Origin of the sequence: Alicyclobacillus pomorum DSM 14955 (genome assembly GCF_000472905.1) — a bacterium.
In the GTDB taxonomy this organism is placed as follows: Bacteria; Bacillota; Bacilli; order Alicyclobacillales; family Alicyclobacillaceae; genus Alicyclobacillus_A; species Alicyclobacillus_A pomorum.
Genome location: NZ_AXAR01000023.1, coordinates 1 through 18,681 on the forward strand (window position 1 = coordinate 1; position 18,681 = coordinate 18,681).

An 18,681-nucleotide genomic window follows, 5' to 3' on the forward strand; every position below is an offset into this window, starting at 1 on the left:
CAAGTCATTCTTTGGGTACAAGGAACATCTCGCGATGACTGAAGAAGAAATCATCACGGCAATTGAAGTCACGGGCGGTAGTGTAGATGACGGTAAGCAATTATCCAAACTTCTTCAGGAGTCGGTTGAAACCGGGATTAAAGTGAATGAAGTGATTGCGGATACCGCCTACTCAGGGAAATAACCTTGCCGAACTCAAGGTGAAAAGGAATTCAAGCGGTAATCCCGTTAAGTCCGATAGTTCATACCGGAGGTCCCAAGCAAGAAGGCTTTCAATACAACAAGGACGCCGATTTTGTGGTTTGTCCCGCTGGAGAACATAGTAACCGAAAAGCGATTCAAGGAAGTAAGAACTCTGGTCATAGTCGTTCAATGGTTTTTTACTTTGATGTAGAAAAATGCAAGGTTTGCCCTCATCGCGATGGATGCTACAAACCGAATGCAAAAGCCAAAACTTACTCGATACGGATCGTCGCAGAACACTATAAAGAGCACATGGAGTTCGAGCAAAGTGATACGTTTAAATCACGCATCCGGCGACGACCCATTATTGAACACAAGAACGCGGAACTTAAGAGACACCATGGCTTAACCAGGGCGAAGTACCGTGGTCTATTCGGCATGCGAATACAGGCATATCTATCAGCTTTCGTTGTAAATGCAAAACGAATGGTACAGCTGATAAATAAAATGCAGCCTTCCTCTTGAGCGAGGAAAGCTGCACTTTTACTGATCTTTCATCCAATAAAGGGATCTGTGTAGGATTAGCAACTACGTTGCTCTTTAAATAACCCTTTTTGCAGTGCTCTCCTCTTGGGCCGTTTTTTGTGTCCTGTCGGCGATTATCCTTGGTTTGCCACCGCGTTAAAACGCTTGGTCAAACGGGATTTCTTGCGGCTGGCTGTGTTGCGATGGATGATACCCTTTGTCGCTGCTTTATCCAGTGCACGCGTTGCTATTCTCAAAGCAAGGCGAGCTTGTTCGATTTCGCTCTGCGCCAACGCGGTCTCAAACTTCTTGATGGTGGTTCGCAGTGCAGATTTCAGCGATGTGTTGTGCAACGTCCTCTTCGCACTGATGCGAACACGCTTTTCTGCTGACTTGATGTTTGGCACAGTCTCACCTCCTTGACAATCCCCAGCGATTACAGACAAAGAAGAGTTTAGCACAGTTAGGCGCTGCACCGCAATATCCTGTGGCGCCTTGCTATTTGGCGACAAGGGTATACGGATTTTGGTTCGGCGCAGTCTACACATTAGATGAGCGATTTGCAAATTTCCTCTTGAACGGGGGGCACCAGATGAGAACCAATGACTGGCGAAGACTCTACCGATCCCGGCCGCGCGAGGACGATGTCGAAACAGACTTTGCGTACAGTCCTCGCACCGACCTGGCACTCGAAAGACATGAACTGGCGAAGCGGATGCAGCCGAAGATTCCTGGTGTTGTCGAAGAGAAAGAAGCGCTGGATGGCATTACCGTGTCTCGAATGAAGGTGACGAGCGCCGCCGGTGAAAAGGCCATTGGTAAGAAGCGTGGCCAGTACATTACGCTGGAGGTCCCAGGGTTGCGTCATCGCGATCCACGCCTACAAGACAGGGTTGTCGACCAACTGGAAATTGAATTTGGAACTCTGCTGGACCTGCCTCGCCACGCATCCGTGCTTGTGATTGGATTGGGCAACGAACACGTCACCCCGGATGCGCTGGGACCAAAGGTGGTTGAGCGGTTGTTTGTGACGCGACACTTGTTTCCGTACATGCCTGAATTGAAACAACAAGGGTACCGCACGGTTGCCGCCTTGTCTCCCGGTGTACTCGGCGTGACAGGCATTGAGACCAGTGAAATTGTCAAGGGCACCGTTGAGCACGTCAAACCGGATGTTGTCATTGCCATTGATGCTTTAGCGTCCCGGTCGTTATCGCGGGTCAATTCCACCATCCAGATTGCCGATACAGGGATCTCTCCGGGCGCTGGCGTCGGTAACAAGCGGAAGGCGCTCGACGAGGACACGCTCGGGTGTAAAGTGTACGCCGTCGGCGTGCCCACAGTGGTGGACGCCGCAACCATCGCGAACGACGCCATGGACCTTGTTCTCGGGCAGCTGAGGGCGTCCGTTCCCAACAACAGCGCCAGCCAACTGTTTGATCAATTTGAAGATACGGAGAGGTGGCAGATGATTCGAGAGGTGTTGGATCCCCTCGGGAACAACCTGATGGTGACCCCGAAGGAAATCGACGAGTTTGTGGACGACGTTGCCGACGTCGTCGCGCGGGGACTGAACTTAGCGCTCCATCCAGCCATGGCTGAGGCGGAACCCCCCGTTTCGCACTAACGTGAGGTTCACGCGACAACCTTTTGCAGACTGGCCTCGCAGGACTTGCGCTCGCACGTCAAGGGGTGCTTTCCCGCACCCGCAACGTGCAGAGCCTGGCGACGGTTTGAATGACCGCGGAGAGGCCTGTTCCTGCACCTAGAAACACCAATGGCAGCAAGGGTTCCGTGTAGCGACCGAACACAAAGTAGATACTGTACAGCGCGGTGTAGTACAAGAGCGTAGCCCACACAAACAGGAGGTCGCGTTTGTTTTTCCATCGTAACAACAGTCCCACAAGATAACCCCAAAAGCAGATGGTCACGATGCGCGGTTGCCAGGTGTGGATGGTCTGAATCTGTACGCCAAATATCTTGATCCAGTAGAACGTGTCATTCCACAAGCGCTGCGGTTTTAAATAGAGATAACTTTTCAACATAGACTGTGGATTGTCGTGCCACCACTTGGCCAACCTCGATTTCGCTGCCGCTTGTTCATACATGGACAAGTCATACGCGGTGAAGCCTGGGTGTGCCGCCTTAATGTTGGCAATCAGTTGTGGTTCTGACACCTGGTTGGGATATCCTTCTCCCTGATATGTTCCGAGTAACATCGGGTCGCCGGTGCCTGCGGTGAGTGGAATGAATTTGTGATAATCATGGTAGTTTCGAATCCACCAGGGGCACAGGACGGCGCAAATGATGAGCACCCACAGCGTGGATCGAACCATGAGTGACCGAAACGGATACCGCTTGAGTAGGTGATAGAGCACAATGACCACCGGAAATGCGGCCACTGTGGGGCGAAACATCAAGGCTATCACGTAGCTAGCGACCATGCCTGCAAAAGCGGCCCACCTTCGGGTACGCGCGTGGCGCACCGAGAAGTACAGTAAGAACATAAAGCTGGCCATAAACGGCGGTTCCGTCAGCAGCAGGTTATCGGTGAGAATTTCGGGAACGTATACTGCTGTGCAGGCGGCCGCGACGATGCCTGCCCAGGGGTAACAGATCTCTTTGCCGAACAGATACGTCGCATAGATGCCGGCAACACCGATGAGGATCATCACAACTTTGGCTGCGTAGAGCCCGATATTGTGCCAGCCGAACACCGCGAAGACAGCGGCAAGCAGCAAGGATATGCCTGGCATCATGTGGACAGTGTGTTCGTTCAAGCTATGGTACGTGAGCCGACCATACTCCAACAACCGAATGGCGCTCTGCGTGTACCCAGCATCGTCGCTGTGCAGGTTGAGACTCAATCCGTAGCGCCACAGTGCAAACAGGCGCAAACCCAGTGCCACAAGTAAAACCATGGCCACAGCAATGCGTGGGGCCATGGTACGCAGGCTTCTCCTGCTGGTAGACTCCGTGTTAGATTGGGATAACGATTGCATTCTGTTCCTCCTTAGTGAAACCCATAGACAAACGCCTAGACCGTGGCATCCCACGATGCGGCCCGAGCGAGTACACTTTTCACGTACGCTTGTGTCTCTGGATACGGCGGAATTCCTCTGTTCGCCCGTACTGCGGCCGGGCCAGCGTTGTACGCAGCGAGAGCCAAGTTCATGTCACCGTGGAATTCGGACAGCAACTGGGCAAGGTATCGCGTTCCCCCATCGATGTTTTGGGCCGGATCCCATGGATTCATGCCCAGTGCCTCGGCTGTACTGGGCATGAGCTGCATCAGTCCAATGGCGCCGGCGCTGCTGTGCGCTTCTGGATTCATGCTTGACTCCTGCGCGATGACGCTGCGAATGATGGACTCTGGTACGCCGTATTTACTAGCGGCTTGCTTCACCGCATTGTCAATCACACGCTGAACGTTTCCCCCACTGCTCGAATCCGCAGAATGAGACGTGTGAATCGCGGTATACGTAGATGAACCGGCCTGCTGCGCGGCCTTCAACCATTGCAGGACGGCGAGTCGACATGCCAGGACGTCCGGTTCCACTCTCCATCTCGCTCGTCGCAACCGGCGACCACAGAGCATCTTCCGCCGGAGTCACACCTTCGTCTGCTCCTGGCATCGGCAACGCGTTGAGGACGGAGAGTACCCAATCTTTAGCAAGGGCTTCTAGGAGCACTTCCGAAAAGACGCTGTCGCGCGTCGTGGTTGCGTCTTTCGAAGACGTGGCAGCGTTGGACGTGGCGCTGCGTTGCGTCGACAAGGATACTGTGTTCATCACGGGCACCCAACTGTCAGCCATACTGATACCCGCTTTCTCTAAAATTCTCGTACGAGAGTTCTGCTCCCGCTGTTGAATTTCCTGCTTTACCCCTTCATCTTCACGCCGTTCCCGATTCTATCTAGTGATCCGCAAAACTATTGGATCTCAGTGATAATGTCGGTATTGTCCTCATATACATCTCTCAAACCGATGATGGTACAGGGCGAGGGATGAAGAGATGAGTAACGGATTGGAGAATCTTCCGCAATACATCAAACGGGGGCTGGCAGCCACGCTGTTTACGGTGATGTTGGTCGGATCTTGCGCGGCCGCACTCTCCGCACTTGCAGCCGCAGTCAGTACACTTTCCGGAAACTACAGCAGTGGCGAGAGACAGATGGCTTTGAGCACACAGGTGCCCGCGTCCACGTCTACCGCAGCACCAACTGAACACGTATCAGATGGAACGCAGGCAACTGGAACGCAGGCAACGCCTCTACCGCAACCGAAGGCTGCGAGCGTAAATGTGATGGATGAACTCAACGCCAAAGTGGACAGGATGCACAGTCCGATTCAACAGACGTTGGATTACGGGGGTGTGGTGCTGGGCGACAAGGTTCAACAGTCGTTCGGTCAACTCTTGTCCGGTCTCTTGCAGACTTTATTCGTAGACCAGTCCCCACCTTCTCAACAGGGAGACGCAAACTGATGGAAGAACGCGCCGCCATCCGCCGCAAGCGGCCCTTAAAACTTGCCCTTCAAGTCGAAACGTGGTCTCTCCTGTGGATTGTGACGGAGACGGTTCTGTCCGCCGTCGCTGCAGTGTCAGCGGGCAGTCTGGCAATGTCTGCTTTCAGTGTGGACAGCGCAGTAGAACTGGTGTCTGGGGTTGTGTTGTTGCTGCGCCTCATGACGGAATACTGGACAGGCAAAGATCAGTTGTCAGACATGGTGGAGCGGGTTGCAGCGGGAACTGTAGGCTCGTGTCTGTTGTTGCTGGCCGCGTACATTTCATTTAAATCCGGTCAGCAATTGGCTGCGAAGACGCCGGTTGAGGTCAGCACTCTCGGTGCAGTCGTTGCTGCGGTTTCGAGTCTGCTCACTCCCTGGCTGGCATCGCTCAAGCACAGGTTGGGCGTGAAGCTGCACAGCCACGCATTGCTTGGGGACGCAGCGTGCAGTATGACCTGCGCCTACATGGCGTGGACGCTCTTGGCTGGACTGGCCGTGCAATGGGCATTTGGGTGGTGGTGGATGGACGCTGTCGCTGCGCTCGGCATTGTGTACTTCGTTCTGCGAGAAGCGTTGGAATCCTGGACCTCGGCGTTGACGGGTGAAGCGCACGTCCACTGACTTGCTCGTCGGCCAGTTCCATGAGTACACTACGATAGGATTGAGCGATTTGCAAAATTCCACGTCAGTGGCTCAGTACGACGAGATGTCACTTGCGTTGTGCCAATCGCTGAATCGTGTATTCTCATGAAACGCTGGGGGAGACAAATTGTGTTCACGTGGTTTTCAGGAATGGTCCGCCGAGAGGACGGTTCTTTTCGGTGGGCATGGCTTGTCGGTTGCTTTCTCGTCCTGGTCGCGTGTGCGGTACAGGGTTGGCAATTTCACAAATCGACCTACGTTCCGCTCACAGGGGACATGATCCACTACAACCACGCGGCGAACGAGCTGCTGCAGCGGCACGTGCTGTCGTATTGGTCGATGTATCCAAGCGCTCAGGTGATGCCTGGGTACCCGCTCTTTCTGGCAGCGTGCAAGTGGATTGCAGGCACCCGGTGGATTGTCGGCCATGGGCAGTTTGGACTTCCTGGACTGCGGTTCATTGTGCTTGTACAGGGAATGTTGTCGGTCGTTGGAACGCTGGTTGTGTACGCCGTGGCTCGGCGAGTCTGCGCACCGCTGTGGGCGGGGCTCGGCGCTCTGTTGTGGACGCTCTACTTGCCGCAAGCGCACGCTACCACCACCATTTTGACGGAGCCGTTGTATACATTCTTGCTCTGGTCGTTCATGTGGTTAGCCCTCCGTGCGGCAGAACGTCCTACGGTCGCGCGCTGGTTGTTGGTGGGCGTTGGTCTCGGCGCATGCACCCTCGTTCGTCCAACCCCAATGCCCATCCTGGCCATTGTCGCCGTCTATCTGTGGTGGCAGTGGCGGCGAGCGCGATTTCACCTGAAGCACGCCGTATCCTTCTTTGCTGCATCGTGCGTTGGCTTTCTCATCTGTCTTGTCCCGTGGTGGATCCGCAACTGGATTACGTTCCACAGGCTCATCCTAACGAGCGACGACGCAGGAAATCCCTTGTTGTACGGAAGTGTTCCGAGTTGGGCCCCGTACTCCACGGATATTCGCGGTCTGACAGCACAGCAACAGGAAGCGCTCGCTGTGCACAACATCGTCCTGGGATTTTCGCAACACCCCCTGGGCTATTTGAAGTGGTACACGGTGGATAAACTCAGTCAAATGTTCGGTCAACCGTGGTATCCGAAGACGGAACCGCTGCAGTGGTGGGCAAACCTGCACGTGCTCTGGGTTGTCGTCGGCGTACTGGGCCTCTTACTCAGTCTCCGGTGCACCGCCGTGCGTTGGCTGACCGCTGTCATGGCGTTTCTCGTCGTGCTGCAACTTCCGTTCATTCCGCTTCCACGCTACGTATTGCCCGTGATGCCCGTGGTATTTATCGGCACCGGGCGGTTCGGGCAGCAACTGACCACATGGTGCCGTCGATTCAGAACGGTTCTCGTGACACGCTAGCGATTTGCAAAATTCCACTCGCGTGTTTTCACACGAACTCTCTTCCATCACAGCCTCCGCTCCGTTTCAGCGACACAGCACAAGCGGCCTGCAGGACACAATAGTTTGCATCCGGCGCCGCTTGTGCTAATCTGTTGAACGGAATGTCGAAGTTTGGAGGCTTATCATCACGTGAGAATCGCCGTACTTATCCCATGTTATAACGAAGAAGCCACAATTGAAAAAGTTGTGAAGGACTTTCGGGCACAGCTGCCGGAAGCCACGATTTACGTATACGATAACAATTCGAAGGACCGAACGGCGGAAATTGCCGCGGCTGCCGGGGCCGTCGTGCGCAAGGAGCGTCGGCAGGGAAAGGGAAACGTGGTCCGCTCCATGTTCCGCGACATTGATGCCGACATCTACGTGATGGCAGACGGTGACGACACCTATCCCGCCGAGTTTGTCCATGCTCTCATTCGGCCAGTGGTCGACGGGGAAGCGGACATGGCGATTGGCGACCGACACTCGAATGGCTCTTATTCCAAGGAGAACAAGCGTCCGTTCCATAACCTGGGCAATCAATTGGTCAAGACGCTCATCAATCGGTTGTTTAAATCAAACCTGCAGGACATCATGACGGGGTACCGGGTGTTCAATCGCCGGTTTGTGAAGAACATGCCTGTTGCTAGCGAAGGGTTCGAAATTGAGACTGAAATGACGTTGCACGCGCTGGACAAGAAATTCTCGATTGTCGAGATCCCGATTGAATATCGGGATCGGCCGGAAGGGAGTTTCTCCAAGCTGAATACCCTCAGTGACGGTGTCCGCGTCCTGAAGACGGTGTTTCGCATTTTCAAAGACTACAAGCCTTTGGCGTTTTTCAGTTTCTGCGCGGTGGTTTTCCTGATTCTTGGTTTGCTGGTTGGCATTCCGGTCATCAGCGAGTACGTGGCAACAGGGCTGATTTCCAAACTCCCATCCGCCGTCCTTGCGGTCGGTTTCGTGATGCTTGCCACAACGTCGCTGACGTGCGGGTTTATCTTGGATACCATCGTCAGACAGCACAAAGATATGTACCAATTAATGTTGAATAAGGCGGGCCAATGACATGAGCGTGTTCAACTTTGCGTTGCTGCTCGTAAACATCCTGCTACTTGTATCCGGGCAGACGTTGTGGAAAATCGGCATCGCCAAACACGGTGCCGTGAACGGGCTCGGCAATTTGCTGCTGGCCATGTTTTCGCCGTGGATCATTGCCGGGATTTGCCTGTACGTCGTGGCGACGGTCATCTCTGTGTACTTGTTGTCAAAGATGCCGCTCAGCTTGGTGTACCCCTTGCAGGCTTTGACATACGTAGTGGCTGTGATTGTGGCCATCGTCGTGTTCCACGAACACGTTTCGTTGATGCGCTGGCTGGGCGTCGTCATCATTCTCGTCGGTGTCGGATTTGTCGTGAAGTAAAACGGGCGATGGAAAGAGGAGGATGTTCGTGGAGCAACGGACGAAACAGGAGAGGATCAGAAACTTTTCGATTATCGCCCACATCGATCACGGGAAATCGACGTTGGCGGATCGGATCTTGGAGTTCACAGGCACAGTTTCCGAGCGGGAAATGCAGGAACAGTTACTCGATAAGATGGACCTCGAGCGGGAGCGTGGCATTACCATCAAGCTGCAGGCCGTGCGGTTGTACTACACGGCGAAGGACGGAAATGAGTACGAATTAAACCTGATTGACACGCCGGGGCACGTCGACTTCACGTACGAAGTGTCGCGCAGCTTGGCGGCTTGTGAGGGCGCTTTGCTGGTGGTTGACGCGGCGCAGGGCATTGAAGCGCAGACGTTGGCTAACGTGTACCTCGCGCTGGATAACGACCTCGAGATATTGCCCGTCATTAACAAGATTGACCTGCCGAGTGCGGAGCCGGAGCGGGTCAAGCAGGAGATTGAAGACATCATTGGGCTGGACGCAAGCGACGCCGTGCTGGCTTCGGCCAAGGCCGGCATCGGAATCGAAGAGATTCTCGAGCAGATTGTCGAGAAAGTACCGCCGCCGCAGGGAGACGCAAACAAGCCGCTGCAGGCGCTGGTGTTTGATTCGCACTACGACTCCTACCGCGGTGTGATTGTCTACATTCGGGTGGTCAACGGCGAAATTCGCCCAGGAATGAAGATTCGCATGATGGCCACCAATGCGGAATTCGAAGTGGTGGAAGTCGGTGTGTTCACGCCGAACATGACACCGGTAGACAGCCTGTCCGCAGGTGAAGTGGGATACTTCTCTGCCAGCATCAAAAATGTCCGGGATACGCGCGTCGGTGACACGGTCACCAGTGCGGAGAACCCGGCGCCCGAGCCACTCCCAGGCTACCGCAAGATCAATCCAATGGTGTTCTGCGGATTATATCCGGTGGACAGCAGCGACTATCAAGATTTGCGGGAAGCGTTGGAAAAACTGGAATTGAACGATGCTGCACTGACATTTGAGCCGGAAACGTCGAATGCGCTAGGTTTTGGTTTTCGCTGTGGATTTCTCGGCATGTTGCACATGGAGATTGTCCAAGAACGACTGGAGCGCGAGTACAACCTAACGCTCATCACGACGGCACCGAGCGTCGTCTACCGCGTGTACTTGACAAACGGAGAGATGCTAGAAATTGACAACCCCAGCGAAATGCCATCGGCAGACAGAATTGAACGGGTGGAAGAGCCTTATGTCAAAGCATCCATCATTGTGCCGAACGACTTTGTCGGGGCAGTGATGGAACTCTGCCAGGAGAAGCGCGGCAACTTTAAGAACATGCAGTACCTGGACCAAACGCGCGTCACGGTGACATACGAATTGCCGCTGTCGGAAATTGTCTACGACTTCTTCGACCGGCTGAAATCGTCCACGCGCGGATATGCATCGTTCGACTACGAATTGATTGGCTATCAGACTTCCAATCTGGTGAAGATGGACATTTTGCTCAATGGCGAAGTGGTGGATGCGCTGTCGTTTATCGTGCACCGCGACAAGGCGTACAACCGAGGACGCGTCCTTTGCGAGAAGTTAAAGGAACTGATACCGCGCCAGATGTTTGAGGTGCCGATTCAAGCGGCCATTGGGAATCGCGTGATTGCGCGCGAAACCATCCGAGCGATGCGCAAAAACGTGTTGGCCAAGTGCTATGGCGGCGACATCACCCGCAAGCGCAAGTTGTTGGAAAAGCAAAAGGAAGGCAAAAAGCGCATGAAGCAGGTCGGCAGCGTGGAAGTACCGCAGGAAGCGTTCATGGCCGTCCTCAAGATGGAGTGAGTGCTGTGAAGAAGTCCGTGCAAGGATTGGCCGACGCAGTGGACGTGACGCACAGCATGGCGCCCACATCCCTGTATGTGCACATTCCCTTTTGCAAGAGTCGCTGTTTCTACTGCGACTTCACCACATACGTGGCGCCGCGGGAAGCCGTGGACAGGTATGTGGAAGATTTGACGGTGGAGCTGGAACTCCTGTCTCCGCTGGCTGGAAGCCCGCTGAAGACGGTGTTTTTTGGCGGGGGCACGCCTACGTTGCTGTCGGCGCGGCACTGGCGCCAGATAGCGGATGGACTGCATGCGTGTTTTCAGTTGCATCCAGATACAGAGGTCACGGTGGAAGCCAACCCGGGCTCGGTGGACCAGGCCAAGTTGGAGGCGATGCGAGAAGCAGGTGTGAACCGCATCAGTTTTGGAGCGCAGTCGTTCAACGACCGGCTCCTTCTGGCCATCGGGCGGCTACACGATGCGGATGCGGTCCGGGACAGTGTGGCGCTCGCGCAAGCGGCTGGATTCGAGCGCATCAACGTCGATTTGATGTTCGGGCTGCCAGACCAGACATTGATGGACGTCCGTGAATCGGTGCGTGAATTGCTGGACCTTGGCGTAAACCACGTGTCCGCGTACTGGTTGAAAGTTGAGCAAGGCACGCCGTTCGCCAAGTGGCAGGCGCAGGGGCTTCTGTCACTTCCGGGCGAAGACGCAGAAGGGGACATGTACGATGCGGTGTGCGCTGAACTGGAGCGGCACGGATTTACTCACTACGAGGTCAGCAACTTCGCCGTGCCTGGCCAGGAAGCGCGCCACAACCTAGTGTACTGGCACAATGAGCCGTACCTGGCGGCCGGTGTGGGTGCGCATGGATACGTGCACGGTATCCGTTACGAAAACGTGAAGTCCTTGGCGGACTACGCCAAGCACATCAAGGCAGGGGAACGCCCGGTGGTGCAACAGCACGCGGTCAGTGTGCCGGAGTCCATGGAAGACACGATGATGCTGGGCTTACGGCTGTCGGAGGGCGTTTCTCGCCAATGCTTTGTCCGTCGGCACGGTGTCGAGATGACAGATGTGTTTGGTTCTGTGATCCATCCGCTGCTGGCAAAAGGCCTGCTCTGCTGGCAAGGGGACAGACTCTGTCTGACGCCTGCGGCCTGGCCGATTGCCAACGCCGCTTTTGAACCGTTTGTCGGAGCCCTTTCTGATTGACATTTCCGCCCGTAGTTGCTATGTTCATGATGAACGTTAGCACTCAACTATCTTGAGTGCTAATAAACTGGCCGGCTGAACCCAGCTCGGTGGGATATTTTGATGCGCCAGCGGTTTGCAAATGGCGGCCGACATCTACGGGGCGGAATGAAAGCTTGCAATACGCTCACGCAAATGTCCACTGTCCAGGTCACGTGCGACTGGGGGGGAGAACAGATGTTGACACCGCGCCAAAAGCTAATTCTGGCCGCGATTGTTGAGGATTACGTACGATACGCGGAACCGGTGGGATCTCGTACGTTGTCGAAACACCGCGGATTTCAAATAAGTCCTGCGACCATCCGCAACGAGATGGCAGATCTCGAAGAATTGGGCTATCTGGATCAACCACATACGTCCGCCGGTCGAGTGCCTTCGCAGAAGGGCTATCGGTTTTACGTGGATCACCTGGCGACGTCTGCGGATATTGATCCGGAGACCGTCATGTCGTTGCGCGCACTGTTTCAGGAACAAATGGTTGAAATTGAGCGGGTGATTCAACAAACGTCCACCGTATTGTCGCAGTTGACGCAGTATACCACGGTGGTGCTTGGTCCAAAGATTCATCAGGAAAAGATCAAACATATCCAGCTGATTCCGCTCAGTGGCGGAACAGCAGTTGCCATACTGGTGACGGATACAGGACACGTGGAAAACCGACAGGTGCACCTGACCGAGGACATCTCCTCGGATGCCGTGGTGCGCATGGTCAACTTACTCAACAGCAAACTCAAGGGTACGCCACTCGCGAATTTGCGTTCGCACCTCTACCGGGAGATTGCCAACGAGATGGCCAATACCCTGGAGTACTTCGAAGATGCCATCGCCGTGTTGGACGAACTGACTACGGTGACCGACCAGAACCCAGGTAAGGTGTATGTCGGAGGTGCCACCAATATCTTGGTGCAACCTGAGTTTCGCGACGTCGAGAAGGTAAAACCGCTGCTCGAGTGGCTGGAACAGGCCGATTGGAATACCGCGGAACATGCGTTTCCGCTTCACGGCGGCAAGCTGCAAGTCCGCATCGGGCACGAAAACGACGTCGAGCCACTACAGGATTGCTCGGTCGTATCAGCGTCGTACTCCGTCGCGGGAGTACCCGTCGGTAACATCGGCGTGATTGGACCTACGCGCATGAACTACGGCCGCGTCATGCAAATTCTCGACTACGTGGCGAACGCTTTGTCCAAAGTGATCACGGAAAGGGTGACAGGTGGAGGCGGGTGATCCCGCTTCCCCTTTGCATCCACCGTCAGAGCGTCGAATGAGGAGGAGACAAGGTTTGGCTGAAGATCAGGACACCGTAAAAACACCACAGCCTGATGAGGATACGCCCGAGCAGGACAACGAGCAGACCGCTCAATCCGAAACCGAGACGCAGGATGCGTCGGCGGCGGATGTGGGCGGAGAGGCATCCACGTCAGAAGAGCAAGCCCCTGCTGCGGAAAGCGAGTCAGAGTCCGCGCTTGAACAGGAAATTGCTGATCTGAAAAACCAATTGCTGCGCGTTCACGCGGATTTTGACAACTTCCGCCGACGCACGCGTCAGGAACGAGAAGACTTGCAAAAGTTTGCCACAAAATCAGTGATCACCGATTTGCTCGGTGTTGTGGATAATTTCGAACGGGCGCTCTCGTCCCTGCCTTCGGATGATGCCACGAGCGATGTGAGAAAGGGCGTTGAAATGGTGCATCGTCAGCTTCTGACGGTGCTCGAGAAGTACGGCGTACAAGCGATGGACGCCGTGGGACAACCGTTCGATCCGACCCTGCACGAAGCAGTCATGCAGGAACCGGCTGCGGACGGGCAAGCACCGGGGACCGTGGTACAGGAATTGCAGAAAGGGTACACCATGCACGGAAAGGTGTTGCGCCCGGCCATGGTCAAGGTCACAGTCTGACTTCGACTTCGAGACCACATTAACTTTTGAAGACGGAAGGAGACTTACTATATGGGAAAAGTCATCGGGATTGACTTGGGTACAACAAACTCCTGCGTTGCAGTGATGGAAGGCGGCGAGGCCGTCGTCATCCCGAATGCAGAAGGGGGACGCACCACCCCGTCCGTTGTGGCCTTCGGCAAAGACGGAGAACGTTTGATTGGTGACGTCGCGAAGCGGCAAGCCATTACGAATCCGGATAGAACCATTATCTCCATCAAGCGGCATATGGGTACGGATCACAAGGTGACCATTGATGGCAATGGCTATACGCCACAAGAGATTTCGGCGATGATTTTGCGCAAGTTGAAGGCCGACGCGGAGGCGTTCTTGGGAGAACCGGTGACACAAGCTGTCATCACAGTCCCAGCTTACTTCAGCGACAGTCAGCGGCAAGCGACGAAAGACGCGGGCAAGATTGCCGGCCTGGAAGTGTTGCGCATTGTCAACGAGCCAACCGCAGCGGCTTTGGCGTACGGTCTAGACAAGGAAGGCGAGCAGACGATTCTGGTGTACGACCTGGGTGGTGGTACGTTCGACGTCTCGATTCTGGAGCTCGGTGACGGTGTCTTCGAAGTGAAGGCGACCAGTGGTAACAACCACCTCGGTGGCGACGACTTCGACCAGAAAATCATCGATTTCTTGGTGGAAACGTTCAAGCGGGACACCGGGATTGACCTGCGCAACGACAAAATGGCTGTACAGCGCCTGAAGGACGCTGCGGAGAAGGCGAAGAAAGAGCTCTCGTCGACGCTGACAACCACCATCTCCCTGCCGTTCATCTCAGCAGACGCGACAGGGCCGAAGCACCTCGAAGTGAACTTGACGCGTGCGAAGTTCGAGGAGATGACAGCGGATCTCGTGGAGGCGACGCTCGGCCCAACGCGCCAAGCGTTGCAGGACGCGGGGCTCACAGTGAACGACATTGACAAGGTCATTCTCGTGGGTGGATCCACGCGGATTCCGGCTGTGCAGGAAGCCATCAAGAAGCTGATTGGCAAAGAGCCATCGAAGGGCGTAAACCCTGACGAAGTGGTGGCCATCGGCGCGGCCATCCAAGCGGGTGTGTTGACGGGCGAAGTCAAAGACGTGGTGTTGTTGGACGTGACGCCATTGTCTCTCGGCATTGAGACGCTGGGCGGTGTCTTCACGCGGTTGATTGAGCGGAACACCACCATTCCGACTTCCAAGAGCCAGATCTTCTCCACTGCAGCGGATAACCAGACATCCGTGGAAATCCACGTGCTGCAAGGCGAACGTGAAATGGCGCGCGATAACAAAACGCTCGGCCGCTTCACGTTGAGCGACATTCCGCCGGCACCACGCGGCGTTCCGCAGATTGAAGTCACGTTTGACATTGACGCGAATGGCATTGTGAACGTGTCCGCGAAGGATTTGGGCACGGGTAAGAGCCAGCGGATTACCATTACTTCGTCGAGCGGTCTCTCCAAAGAAGAGATTGAGCGTATGATGAAAGAGGCGGAACTGCACGCAGAAGAAGACCGCAAGCGCCGCGAGGAAATCGAAATTCGGAACCAGGCCGACCAATTGATTTACCAGACAGACAAGACGTTGAAGGATCTGGGCGACAAGGCAGACGCCGATTTGAAGAAGGAAGCGGAAGACAAGAAACAGGCGTTGCGCGATGCACTTGCAGGCAACGACATTGATGCGGTCAAGCGTGCTTCTGAGGCGCTGACGGAAGTTGTGCACAAGCTGACCACGAAGCTCTACGAGCAAGCGGCACAATCCGCACAAACGCAGTCCGCACAAGGTGGTGCAGACGCTGGAGCGAAAAAGGATGACAACGTCGTCGACGCAGACTACAAAGTGGTCGACGAGGACAAGTGATCCGAGCGTCCTTCGACTGATTCTTTCGCCCGCGTGGCAGGGAACTCTTCCCTGCCACGTGTCTGCATGTTTGCGGACGTTTCAGCGCATGGAACCCGTGCGCACTGAAACCAAGCTGTTCGGGAAGAGCCAGACACGGTCCACGTATAGACAACCGCTGAGCCGCTATGTGTCTCTGTGGTACAATCGGTTGGACTGGTGGGAGGGGGTAACATCAAGTGAGTAAAAGAGACTACTATGAAGTGCTTGGTGTCAGTCGCTCGGCCAGCCAGGATGAGATCAAGAAGGCCTACCGCAAGTTGGCTCGGCAGTACCATCCTGACGTCAACAAGGACGATCCGAACGCTGCCGAGAAGTTCAAGGAAATCTCCGAAGCGTACGAAGTATTATCGGATGCAAATAAGCGTGCCCAGTACGACCAGTTCGGCCACACCGATCCCACACAAGGCATGGGGGGCGGTGCAGGATTTGACGGATTTGGCGACTTCGGCGGCTTTGGCGATATTTTCGACATGTTCTTCGGTGGGCGGACACAACGTGGCCCCCAGCGTGGTCACGACCTGGAGTACGAGCTGGAGATTGAATTTGAAGAAGCAGCTTTTGGCGTGGAAAAGCAAATTCAAATTCCTCGGACCGAGACGTGTTCCACTTGTACGGGCTCTGGAGCGAAGCCGGGCACGAAGGTGGAACAATGTTCAGTCTGTAAGGGGACAGGTGAACAGCAGACTGTGGTGAACACACCGTTTGGCCGCATGGTCAATCGCAAGGTCTGCTCTGCATGCCGAGGCCGAGGTGTTCACATTTCCACGCCGTGTCCAGATTGTCACGGACAAGGTCGGCGCCGCGTACGTCGGACGGTGAGTGTACGGGTCCCTGCCGGCGTAGACAACGGAACCCGACTGCGCATACCGGGCGCTGGGGAGAGCAGTCCGAATGGAGGCCAGCCGGGCGATTTGCACATCGTCATCCGCGTACGGCCACACGAGGTGTTTGAACGTGAAGGCACCAACGTATATGTGGATTACCCACTGACGTTTGTCCAGGCCGCGTTAGGCGACGAAGTGGAAGTGCCGACGCTGGACGGTGCTGTGAAACTGCGTATTCCGGAAGGGACGCAGACAGGGACGTCTTTCCGGTTGAAAGGGAAGGGAATTGTTCGACTCGGATCTAACCAGCGTGGCGACCAACATGTGCGCGTTCACGTGATAACGCCAACGAACCTGACCGAGCGGCAAAAAGACCTCTTTCGCGAGCTCGGCAAGGAGTTGGGGGAGACGCCCCAGGAACAGACGCGGTCGTTCATTGACCGCATGAAAAGCGCTTTTCTGGGAGACGACTGAGGCAGGTGCCAGACAAGTGCATACTATGACTTCGGCGGCCCAAAGGGCCGCTTCACGTTATGAGGTGTAGCAAATGAAATGGTGGCAAGTGCGATTCACTGTACCGTGGGAGGCAGCCGAGGCGGTGGCGGCGGTTCTCCACGAGTGGCCGGAAATCCAAGGTGTTTCCATGGAAGGCGGCCCACGAGAGTCCGTGAAGAACCCGGAGTTCGGGGAGTGGATGGACGAACAACTGACGGACTCCGAAACGACGGACATCAGCGTGTACCTGCCCGAGACTGTCGCTGAGGCGGATATTCGACAGCGGCTGGAGGAAGCCATTGTGCGAGTGAACGCTGCGGGTGTTCACGTGGGCTCTGCCCTAGACAATCTGAACATGTCCCTGGTCGACGAGTCGAGTTGGGAAAACGCCTGGAAGGACGGTTTTCAGCCCATTGCGGTCGGGGACAAGTTGATGATTATCCCGAAGTGGTGGGTAGACAAGGTCGAGATGGGTTCACGCGAAGCCGTGGTGCTCGAACCTGGGATGGCCTTTGGCACAGGAACGCATGCGACCACCCAATTATGTTTGGAAGCCTTGCAGGCCTTCCCACTGAACGGAGCATCGGTGATTGACGTCGGTTGCGGAACTGCGGTGCTTGCCATTGCGGCAGCCAAATTAGGGGCCCGTCAAGTGCTCGCGATTGATATCGACCCTGTGGCCGTCTCTGCCGCGCGAGCGAATGTGGCGGACAATGGCGTTGAACAGACCATCGTCGTGGAGCAAGGCGACTTGCTGTCTCCATCGGTCGACACGACGTACGATGTGCTCGTGGCCAACATTCTGCGGGACATCCTCATTCGCATGATGCCACAGGCTGCGGAGAAAGTTGCTGCAGGGGGACGGATTGTACTGTCTGGCTTCGTCACGAGCCAGGAGCAAGCCATCCGCGACGCGATGGATACACACGGATTTGCGGTGGAACAGCGGTTGCGCAAGGAAGACTGGGTTGCCTTGGTCGGGAGGAAGCGCGCTTGAATCCAAGAATCTTTGTCGATATACCTCTCTGCGAAGGGCAAACCGTGGATGTCACAGGAGAAGACGGCCACCATTTTGCCCGCGTGTTGCGCGTGGTACCGGGGGAACAGGTTGCGCTCGCTAGTGCAGGACAAGCGTATCTTGGGCACGTGACAGACGTCGATGTGCACAGCGGCGTCGTGCGTGTCTTGTTGAAGGAGCGTCTCGCGAGCCACGAGAGTACCACCAAAGTATACCTCATTCAGGCGCTCGCTAAAGGTGATAAAATAGATACCATTCTGCAACATAATACGGAGCTGGGTGTCGCCGGCTTTCTCGTGGTTGCCACTGCGCGTTCGGTCGTCCGATTAGACGAACGCAAGAGCAGAGCGAAATTGAATCGGTGGCGTAAAGTTGTGCGGGAAGCGGCAAGCCAGTCACATCGGGATGTGATTCCCACTGTCGACTTTACAGCGCACCTTCCAGAGGCGCTGGCATGGTGCCGTGACCGAGCTCCAGATCTCGTCGCATTTCTCGACGAGAACGAGGACGAGGCGGGACTGTACCCAGTGTTGGAAAGCCGAGCTTGGGACGCGAAGCAACAGACCATCGTCGTTGTTGTCGGTCCGGAAGGCGGATGGTCCGACGCGGAACGGACGGAGTGGTCTCAGCAGGTGGACGCCATACGCACGTCGCTCGGCCGGAGAACGCTGCGTACGGAAACCGCGGGCCTTGTCGCCGCCTCCGCGATGTTACATCACTTTCGTCAATTAGGAGGTTGAAAC

18 protein-coding genes and 1 pseudogene are annotated in these 18,681 nt (G+C 55.5%); 15 read left to right on the forward strand and 4 right to left on the reverse strand.

All coding sequences use genetic code 11. The annotated features are described in order from the left end of the window. Nucleotides 1-708: pseudogene (locus YWK_RS21630) on the forward strand (transposase); the annotation flags it as partial. Nucleotides 709-842: 134 nt separating this feature from the next. Here the strand turns inward: YWK_RS21630 and rpsT are convergent. Then, nucleotides 843-1,115 carry a 30S ribosomal protein S20 gene (rpsT, locus tag YWK_RS0116415; protein ID WP_026965655.1) on the reverse strand — a complete coding sequence of 91 codons (273 nt, stop codon included), beginning with the start codon at nucleotides 1,113-1,115 and terminating at the stop codon, nucleotides 843-845. Nucleotides 1,116-1,300: 185 nt separating this feature from the next. On the opposite strand from rpsT, the gene gpr reads away from it, so the two are divergent. Next, entirely contained in the window at nucleotides 1,301-2,335 is a 1,035-nt protein-coding gene (gene gpr / locus YWK_RS0116420) for a GPR endopeptidase (protein ID WP_084453805.1), read from the forward strand. A 58-nt stretch (nucleotides 2,336-2,393) separates the two neighbouring features. Here the strand turns inward: gpr and YWK_RS0116425 are convergent, their stop codons facing one another. The 3 genes from YWK_RS0116425 to YWK_RS22585 form a co-directional block, all read right to left on the reverse strand. After that, nucleotides 2,394-3,653, reverse strand: a complete 1,260-nt coding sequence (locus YWK_RS0116425; protein ID WP_035467355.1) for an ArnT family glycosyltransferase — start codon at nucleotides 3,651-3,653, stop codon at nucleotides 2,394-2,396. 92 nt (nucleotides 3,654-3,745) lie between these two features. After that, a complete protein-coding gene (locus YWK_RS20440; protein ID WP_051375695.1) occupies nucleotides 3,746-4,129 on the reverse strand; it encodes a lytic transglycosylase domain-containing protein in 384 nt (127 codons plus the stop codon). After that, the gene (locus YWK_RS22585; protein ID WP_051375696.1) at nucleotides 4,122-4,523 is read right to left on the reverse strand and encodes a hypothetical protein; all 402 of its coding nucleotides are present in this window, start codon (nucleotides 4,521-4,523) and stop codon (nucleotides 4,122-4,124) included. The genes YWK_RS20440 and YWK_RS22585 overlap by 8 nt, the downstream gene beginning before the upstream one ends. A 199-nt stretch (nucleotides 4,524-4,722) precedes the next feature. Between YWK_RS22585 and YWK_RS0116435 the strand changes: the two genes are divergently transcribed. The 13 genes from YWK_RS0116435 to YWK_RS0116495 all read left to right on the forward strand — a co-directional run bounded on the left by YWK_RS0116435 (nucleotide 4,723) and on the right by YWK_RS0116495 (nucleotide 18,678). Continuing rightward, a complete protein-coding gene (locus YWK_RS0116435; protein ID WP_026965658.1) occupies nucleotides 4,723-5,193 on the forward strand; it encodes a hypothetical protein in 471 nt (156 codons plus the stop codon). After that, nucleotides 5,193-5,837 (forward strand): cation efflux transmembrane domain-containing protein, encoded by a 645-nt coding sequence (locus YWK_RS0116440; protein WP_035467357.1) that lies wholly within the window; start codon nucleotides 5,193-5,195, stop codon nucleotides 5,835-5,837. The genes YWK_RS0116435 and YWK_RS0116440 overlap by 1 nt, the downstream gene beginning before the upstream one ends. A gap of 150 nt (nucleotides 5,838-5,987) precedes the next feature. After that, complete coding sequence (locus YWK_RS20445; RefSeq protein ID WP_051375697.1) at nucleotides 5,988-7,247, forward strand: ArnT family glycosyltransferase; 1,260 nt, start codon at nucleotides 5,988-5,990, stop codon at nucleotides 7,245-7,247. A gap of 171 nt (nucleotides 7,248-7,418) precedes the next feature. Beyond that, nucleotides 7,419-8,336: a glycosyltransferase family 2 protein gene (locus tag YWK_RS0116450; protein WP_026965660.1), complete on the forward strand. Its 918-nt coding sequence runs from the start codon at nucleotides 7,419-7,421 to the stop codon at nucleotides 8,334-8,336. Nucleotide 8,337: 1 nt separating this feature from the next. After that, entirely contained in the window at nucleotides 8,338-8,691 is a 354-nt protein-coding gene (locus YWK_RS0116455; RefSeq protein WP_026965661.1) for an EamA family transporter, read from the forward strand. A gap of 28 nt (nucleotides 8,692-8,719) precedes the next feature. Then, nucleotides 8,720-10,528: a translation elongation factor 4 gene (lepA, locus tag YWK_RS0116460; protein ID WP_026965662.1), complete on the forward strand. Its 1,809-nt coding sequence runs from the start codon at nucleotides 8,720-8,722 to the stop codon at nucleotides 10,526-10,528. Nucleotides 10,529-10,533: 5 nt separating this feature from the next. Then, a complete protein-coding gene (gene hemW / locus YWK_RS0116465) occupies nucleotides 10,534-11,730 on the forward strand; it encodes a radical SAM family heme chaperone HemW (RefSeq protein WP_245578654.1) in 1,197 nt (398 codons plus the stop codon). Between the two features lie 216 nt (nucleotides 11,731-11,946). Then, nucleotides 11,947-12,996 (forward strand): heat-inducible transcriptional repressor HrcA, encoded by a 1,050-nt coding sequence (gene hrcA / locus YWK_RS0116470; protein WP_026965664.1) that lies wholly within the window; start codon nucleotides 11,947-11,949, stop codon nucleotides 12,994-12,996. A gap of 55 nt (nucleotides 12,997-13,051) precedes the next feature. Continuing rightward, nucleotides 13,052-13,669 (forward strand): nucleotide exchange factor GrpE, encoded by a 618-nt coding sequence (gene grpE / locus YWK_RS0116475; protein ID WP_026965665.1) that lies wholly within the window; start codon nucleotides 13,052-13,054, stop codon nucleotides 13,667-13,669. Nucleotides 13,670-13,720: 51 nt separating this feature from the next. Continuing rightward, nucleotides 13,721-15,559 carry a molecular chaperone DnaK gene (gene dnaK, locus YWK_RS0116480; RefSeq protein WP_026965666.1) on the forward strand — a complete coding sequence of 613 codons (1,839 nt, stop codon included), beginning with the start codon at nucleotides 13,721-13,723 and terminating at the stop codon, nucleotides 15,557-15,559. Nucleotides 15,560-15,777: 218 nt separating this feature from the next. Next, complete coding sequence (gene dnaJ, locus YWK_RS0116485) at nucleotides 15,778-16,899, forward strand: molecular chaperone DnaJ (RefSeq protein ID WP_026965667.1); 1,122 nt, start codon at nucleotides 15,778-15,780, stop codon at nucleotides 16,897-16,899. A 73-nt stretch (nucleotides 16,900-16,972) separates the two neighbouring features. After that, entirely contained in the window at nucleotides 16,973-17,917 is a 945-nt protein-coding gene (prmA, locus tag YWK_RS0116490; RefSeq protein WP_026965668.1) for a 50S ribosomal protein L11 methyltransferase, read from the forward strand. After that, nucleotides 17,914-18,678, forward strand: coding sequence for an RsmE family RNA methyltransferase (locus tag YWK_RS0116495; protein ID WP_026965669.1), 765 nt, complete (start codon nucleotides 17,914-17,916; stop codon nucleotides 18,676-18,678). Before prmA ends, YWK_RS0116495 begins: the two co-directional genes overlap by 4 nt. Nucleotides 18,679-18,681 lie beyond the last annotated feature (3 nt).

What these genes read in the sequence shown, in the direction of transcription:
- gpr (WP_084453805.1), top strand. Translation starts at nt 1,301, where the DNA reads ATGAGAACCAATGACTGGCGAAGACTCTACCGATCCCGGCCGCGCGAG.
- prmA (WP_026965668.1), top strand. Translation starts at nt 16,973, where the DNA reads ATGAAATGGTGGCAAGTGCGATTCACTGTACCGTGGGAGGCAGCCGAG.
- YWK_RS0116440 (WP_035467357.1), top strand. Translation starts at nt 5,193, where the DNA reads ATGGAAGAACGCGCCGCCATCCGCCGCAAGCGGCCCTTAAAACTTGCC.
- YWK_RS0116435 (WP_026965658.1), top strand. Translation starts at nt 4,723, where the DNA reads ATGAGTAACGGATTGGAGAATCTTCCGCAATACATCAAACGGGGGCTG.
- YWK_RS22585 (WP_051375696.1), bottom strand. Translation starts at nt 4,523, where the DNA reads ATGGCTGACAGTTGGGTGCCCGTGATGAACACAGTATCCTTGTCGACG.
- YWK_RS0116455 (WP_026965661.1), top strand. Translation starts at nt 8,338, where the DNA reads ATGAGCGTGTTCAACTTTGCGTTGCTGCTCGTAAACATCCTGCTACTT.
- YWK_RS0116425 (WP_035467355.1), bottom strand. Translation starts at nt 3,653, where the DNA reads ATGGCCCCACGCATTGCTGTGGCCATGGTTTTACTTGTGGCACTGGGT.
- dnaK (WP_026965666.1), top strand. Translation starts at nt 13,721, where the DNA reads ATGGGAAAAGTCATCGGGATTGACTTGGGTACAACAAACTCCTGCGTT.
- hrcA (WP_026965664.1), top strand. Translation starts at nt 11,947, where the DNA reads ATGTTGACACCGCGCCAAAAGCTAATTCTGGCCGCGATTGTTGAGGAT.